This window comes from uncultured Fenollaria sp., from assembly GCF_934202865.1.
Classification (GTDB): domain Bacteria; phylum Bacillota; class Clostridia; order Tissierellales; family Peptoniphilaceae; genus Fenollaria.
This window is the reverse complement of sequence record NZ_CAKPYL010000004.1, coordinates 42,882-49,543: the sequence shown is the minus strand read 5'-3', so window position 1 is coordinate 49,543 and position 6,662 is coordinate 42,882. Positions and strand designations below refer to the sequence as shown.

Below are 6,662 nucleotides of genomic sequence, written 5' to 3'. Positions count from 1 at the left end.
AAATAACGAAGAAATACATTGCGCCTAATACTACTGCTCAGATATTTTGGTTAAAGAACAGAAAACCATCTGATTGGCGAGATAAAAATATTGTTGAATTAGATGGAGAAGAGCGTGTTATTATTGTTGATGATATAGATATTAATAAAGATAAGGAATAGGCGTTATTATGGAAGAGATTAAATTATCGGAAATAATAACGCCTAAATTTTGGGAATTTCATGAGGTTTTTAAAAAAAGCCTATATACATATTATGTATTAAAAGGTGGGCGTTCAAGTGGTAAATCAACGACAGCAGCAATTGAATTAATTCTTGAATTAGTTAAAAATCCTATAACAATTTTATGCGTAAGAAAAGTAGAGAATACATTATCAGGAAGTTGTTATGAACAATTAAAAGAAGCTGTTTCAATGTTAGGTATGGATAGATATTTTGATTTTAAGGTCAGTCCATTAAAGATAATATATAAACCTAGGGGGAATAGTATTATCTTTAGAGGTGCGGATGATCCTGCAAAGATTAAATCAATTAAGATGAGTAAGTTTCCTATAACTGTTTTATGGATTGAAGAATTGGCAGAGTTTAAAACAGAAGAAGAAGTTTCTACAATTGTATTATCAATTTTAAGAGCTAAACTTGAGGGTGGATTGAATTATAAAATTATATATTCATATAACCCACCAAAGAGACGTCAATCATGGGTTAATAAGAGGTTTGAGAGTATATTACAACCTAAACATGTATATCTTCATAAATCAACTTATCTTGATAATCCATATATTTCAAATGATTTTATTCTTGAGGCGGAGCATATTAAAAAAGTAAAGCCATTAAAATATAGGCATGAGTATTTAGGAGAACCTATCGGTTCAGGTGTTGTGCCATTTGATAATTTAGAGTTTAAAGAATTGACAGATGCCGATATTAGAAACTTTGATAACATAAGAATGGGCCTTGACTGGGGTTATGCTACTGACCCATTAGCGTGTGTAAGGCTTCACTACGACAAGACAAGAAGAAGGATATATATATTTGATGAGATATATAGGGTTAAGATGAGCAATAGAGAAGCGGCTGAAGAGATAAAGAGAAGAGGTTGGACTGATACGAGAATTATCTGCGATAGTGCTGAGCCTAAGTCGATTGAAGAGATGAGGGGTTATGGTCTAAAGTGCGATGGAGCTAAAAAAGGACAAGGAAGTGTTGAATATGGTGAAAAATGGCTTGATGATTTAGATGCCATCATCATAGATCCTAAAAGATGTCCTAACGCTGCTATGGAGTTTGAAAATATTGACTACGATACGGATAAGGACGGCAATGTGCTTAATCGCTTGGTGGATAAGGATAACCACTTAATCGATGGATGCCGCTATGCGTTAACCTTAGATATGAGGCAAAGTAAGTTTAGTTTTAATTAATGGGGGTGGAGATATGGATATAACGAAGCTTAAGAAAGAAGAGCTAGTTAAGTATATAGATGCAAAGATTGCTGAATTTCAGCTTAAAAAGGAAGAAATGATTGAGTCTATAAGGTACTATAATTACGAACAAGATATACTTCTTAAAAAGAGATGGACTATCGGCAAAGAAGGTAAGATGCAGTCAATTGAAAATCTTCCTAATGCAAGAATTATTGATAATCAATATAAAAAGGCTGTTGACCAGAAAGTGAATTATTTATTTAGTCAATTGCCATCTATAAAGTGCGAAGATGAAAGATATCAAGAAATGGTTCAAGATTTATATGATAATAGATTTTTAAGAACACTTAATAAGATAGCTCTTGAGAGTTATCTATGTGGTATATCATGGTTATATATAGCAAATGACAATGGAGAATTATCCATGACTAAGATGGATTCAACGGAGATCATACCTATATGGCAAGATAGAAATCATGAAAGCCTTGATGCAATAATTAGAGTATACCAAACTGAAGAGTATAAAGATGGCAATATAAAGATGATTGACAAAGTGGCTTTATACACTAAGGACGATGTTAGGATATATCTAAGAGATAAAGACTATACAGAGATAAAAGAAGAAGGATATCTTGAAAAAGATGGGCTAAGGTACAGCTTTGGAGAGATTCCTTTTATTTATTTTAAGAGTAATTCAAGCGAGATGCCACTACTTAAAAGAGTGAAGAGCTTACAAGACGCTATTAACGCTATACTTTCTAACTACTATGACAACATGCTTGAAGACCCTAGAAATACTATAATGATACTAAAGAATTATGATGGTCAAGACTTAGGGGAGTTTAGGCAAAAGTTAGCACAGTATGGAGCTGTTAAGGTTTCTACTGGTGTTGATGGTGCTGATGGCGATGTTAACACTCTTGAAGTAAATGTTAATAGCGAAAATTATAGGCTTATATTAGATTTACTTAAAGAAAAGCTTATTGAAAATGCTATGGCTTTTGATATGAAGAGTGATAAGACAAGCAACGCACCTAATGAATTAAATATTAAGTCTATGTACTCAGATATGGAGCTTGATGCAAATCAAACGGCTCTTGAGTTTACAGCAAGCCTTGAACATCTTGAAAGATTCTTGAAGTTAATTAAGAATATCAAGAACGATAAACTAATAAGCACTACTGAATTTAAACGTAATTTAATGGTTAATGATGAAGCGACTATCAATATGATTATACAAAGTGAGGGCTTGTTATCTAAGAAAACATTATTATCGCATCATCCATTCGTTGATGATGTTGATGAGGAGATAAAGGCTATAGATGATGAAGATAGTATAGAGATGGGCGACTATGTAGATGAAGAAGAGTAATTACTTTAGTGAAAGGCTTGAGAGGCTTCTTAAGGGTGATATAAGAAGGTCGAAGATTACTCAGATAAGAATAAAAAGAGGGTATAAGAGAGCTTTTCAACTTATAGAAGACGATATAGCAAAGTATATAACTAGGATATCAGATGACTTAAAGCTTGATACTAAGGCTTTGAATAAAAAGATACCAAAAGAAGAGTTACTAGCAAGGGCAAAAGAATTAATGCTTGAAGAGGAGACTATGGCGAACTATGAAAATCTTAGCTATGCTGAAGCTATAAGGCGTGAGATGGTAAAAAACGTTGAGAGCATGGCAAAAGATAATGAAAGCCTTATCTTTGAGAATTTATTCAAAACTTATGAGCATAATTATTATAGTGCCTCGTATTTATTATATAGAACTATGGACGACTTCTCATTTACTAAGAGGGTTACAAAAGAATACTTTGACTGGATGGCTAAGAAGCCGTGGACATCTGACGGCAAGACTTTCTCTGATAGGATATGGAAAGACCAGAAAACTTTGGTAGATGAGTTATATAAAGAGTTTACTGTATCTGCTACAAGAGGGGCAAACCTTAAAGAAACAGCAAGAAGAATGTCAAGAAAGATGGACGTAAGCTACAAGAAATGCTTAAGGCTACTTAATACTGAAGATAGCTTTTTTAGCAATAAGGCTGTAATGGATGCTTATCAAAATACTACGGCTGAAGAATATATGATACTTGCTACTCTTGATAGAAAAACATGTGAAATATGTGGAGACCAAGATAATAAGCATTACAAGATAAAAGATGCTAAAGTTGGTGTAAATATGCCACCATTCCACCCTAACTGTAGGTGTACAACTGTTGTATACTTTGGCGATGAAGAAGATATGCCTGAAGAAAGAATGATGAGAGATGAAAATGGCAAGAGCGTTAAGACTGAGTATATGAGCTATGATGAGTGGAAGAAGAAATATGTTGATAAAGTGGATGATAGCGCTGATATTGCTAAGCATGATAAAAAAGACTTTACTCAAGATATTAAACCTAAGCTTAGTGACAAAGAAGCTAATGAAGAAAAGATAAGCAAAGTTAAGATTGATAAGCCTAGTCAAGAAGAGCTTGAAGCTGTTGATTATTATGCTTCTGGTGAGGGAATGTATATCAATGATTATCTAAGAGATAGAAACAATCCTATTGAAAGAATGGGAGATATGACTGACTTTGACAAAGAAATGGTAAGGCAGCTAGAAAAAGCTACTGATAGAGAACACGGCTATAATAAGCTATATCGCTGCGTAGATGCAGATGCTATATTTGATAATGTTAGCGATATGGATTGGGAATATATTCAAGAGAATTTAGGATATGGGGGAAATAATCCAAGAGCTAAAGAGATGATAGACAGCATTAAAGATAAAGTGATTACAGATAAAGGCTTTATGAGTACTACTAAAGATTATGACATAGCTGCAGACTTCTTAGATACCACTGGTGCAAATCATCCATTAGTTATTGAATTTGAAAATGCTAATAAGGTTGGTGGATTTGATCTAGAAAAGTTCATGGGAGATATTGAACTTAGAAAAGAGCAAAAAGAGGTCATTTTACACAACAACGCAAGTTACAAAATTAAAAATATTGCCATGGATAAGATGGGCAGAGTTCATTTGAAAGCTGATTTTATAGATGTTGATAAAAATGGAGAAATAGGGTATAATATAAATGAAATTAATTTTAAAAACAACAAACTTTTAGAGTCTCATTTTAACAAACACAAAGTAGAGTTTGAAAATTGTAAAACATCTAATGATTATTTAAAGTTAGTGAATGATTTTTACAAGAATGAGAATAAAGATGAAGTATTAGGATTAACATTTTTAGACGGCGAATCTGTGAAATACAATATAAAAACAAATGAATTTATGGCTATAAGTAATAATGGAAAGGTTAAAACTTATTTTAAACCTAAAGGGGGTAAGGATTATTATGAAAGAACAATTAGAAGGAAGAGATGACAAAATGAAATGCCCTGTATGTGGTAATATAGTTGAAACGTACGATGTTTGTGAAGTTTGCAACTGGGAAAATACAGGTTTTATAAACATAGATGGCGGACCAAACGAAATGACATTAGAAGAGGCTAAAAAGGCCTATAGAAATGGTCAACCAGTAAGATAGCAATTAAAGGCACAGCAATGTGTCTTTTTTATTGCTTAATCGTGAGTTAATCGTGAAAATATAAGCAAAGAATGGCTATATTGCTAGCTATAATCGAAAATAATCGTGAGAGAATCGTGTAAATTTAATAAGTTTTATCAAGCAGTTATTGGTATTTTGTCGATGGCTGCTTTTTAAATATAAAAAATCGGGACAAAACCTGTAAGAAATGTGAGAGGAGTGTAGAAAATGACAAGAGAATTTTTAAAAGGACTAGGACTATCTGATGAGGCAATTGAAAAGGTAATGGCTGAATATGGTAAAAACATCAATCAATTAAAGTCTGAAAATGAGGAGCTTAAGGAAAAGGAAAAGAGCTTTTCTGAACTTGAAAAAGCTAAGAAGGCTTTAGAAGAAGAGCTAAGAAGTGCTAATAATTCACTTAAAGAAGAGAAGGATAAGCTTAAAGAGGCTGAAAGTGGCTTTACTAAGTATAAAAACGATGTAAGGCTTGAAAAGGCTTTAAAGGGTGCTGGTTTTAAATCATCTGATATTGCAAAGAAGCTTATAGATCTTGACAAGCTTAAGTTTAATGATGATAAGATTGATGGTCTTGATGAAGCTATCGAGGAGCTAAAGAAGAGTAGCGAGTATCTTTTTGAAAAGACTGAGTCAACTAATGAAGACGATGGCAAAAGTGGTGCAATGCAATCACACAAGCCTGAAACAAGTACGGGCGATGCTAAATCAAAGATGGCTAGCCAAATTAATGAAATTTTTAATAATTAAGGGGGTCTATTAAATGACAATTAACACAATTGAGTATTCAAAACTTATGCAAAAGAAGCTTGACCAAGCTGTAATAATTGGAGCTACGTCAGGCTGGATGGAAGCTAATGCAGGGGAAGTAATTTATAATGGTGGGGACGAAGTAAAAATACCTACTATGACTACTTCAGGACTTGCAGATTATGACAGAGACAATGGCTTTGTTCAAGGTGGAATCACACTTAAATACAACACTTATAAGATGACACAAGACAGAGGTAGAACTTTCCAAATCGATAGAATGGACGTTGATGAATCTGGTTTTGTAGCAACTAGTGCAAACCTTATAAAAGTATTCCAAACTGAAAAAGTTATACCAGAGATTGATTCATATAGATATTCAACTATTGCTGATATCGCTATAAAAGCTAATCAATCTGAGGCAGTTGCTTTAACTGCTGACAATGCATTAACTAAGATTAGAGAGCATATAAGAGCAGTACAAGATATAGTTGGTGATGATGTTCCACTTATACTAACAATGTCAACTAAGACAAGAGCTTTAATTGAAGATTCTCCAAAGATTGGTAAATCTATCAACGTTGCTGACTTTAAGCAAGGCGGTATGAGCTTTAAGGTTAAATCACTTGACGAATCTGTAATTAGAATTGCTCCATCTTCAAGGCTTAAGACTAAGTATGAGATATTAGATGGTACGACATCTGGTCAAGAGGCTGGTGGTTTAAAAGCTGCAGCAGATGCAAAGGATATCAACTGGATAATCACTCCTGCAAGAGTGCCTATAGCTATATCTAAGACTGATAAGCTAAGAGTATTTGAGCCTGATACTAACCAAAAGGCTGATGCTTGGAAGATTGACTATAGAAAATATCACGATCTATGGATTAAAGAATCAAATAAGAAGATTATATTTGTATGCGTAGGTGCTTAG

Annotated in this window: 6 protein-coding genes; all 6 read left to right on the top strand. The window is 33.4% G+C overall.

What is annotated here, in order from left to right; all coding sequences use genetic code 11:
- The first annotated feature begins 169 nt into the window (after window positions 1-169).
- Window positions 170-1,423 (top strand): PBSX family phage terminase large subunit, encoded by a 1,254-nt coding sequence (locus Q0E71_RS01120; RefSeq protein ID WP_294795040.1) that lies wholly within the window; start codon window positions 170-172, stop codon window positions 1,421-1,423.
- Between the two features lie 13 nt (window positions 1,424-1,436).
- Window positions 1,437-2,798: a phage portal protein gene (locus tag Q0E71_RS01115; RefSeq protein ID WP_294795037.1), complete on the top strand. Its 1,362-nt coding sequence runs from the start codon at window positions 1,437-1,439 to the stop codon at window positions 2,796-2,798.
- A complete protein-coding gene (locus tag Q0E71_RS01110) occupies window positions 2,785-4,800 on the top strand; it encodes a minor capsid protein (protein ID WP_294795034.1) in 2,016 nt (671 codons plus the stop codon). The genes Q0E71_RS01115 and Q0E71_RS01110 overlap by 14 nt, the downstream gene beginning before the upstream one ends.
- A complete protein-coding gene (locus Q0E71_RS01105; RefSeq protein WP_294795031.1) occupies window positions 4,772-4,963 on the top strand; it encodes a CPCC family cysteine-rich protein in 192 nt (63 codons plus the stop codon). The genes Q0E71_RS01110 and Q0E71_RS01105 overlap by 29 nt, the downstream gene beginning before the upstream one ends.
- 228 nt (window positions 4,964-5,191) lie before the next feature.
- Window positions 5,192-5,731, top strand: coding sequence for a phage scaffolding protein (locus tag Q0E71_RS01100; RefSeq protein WP_294795028.1), 540 nt, complete (start codon window positions 5,192-5,194; stop codon window positions 5,729-5,731).
- 13 nt (window positions 5,732-5,744) lie between these two features.
- Window positions 5,745-6,662: a hypothetical protein gene (locus Q0E71_RS01095; RefSeq protein ID WP_294795024.1), complete on the top strand. Its 918-nt coding sequence runs from the start codon at window positions 5,745-5,747 to the stop codon at window positions 6,660-6,662.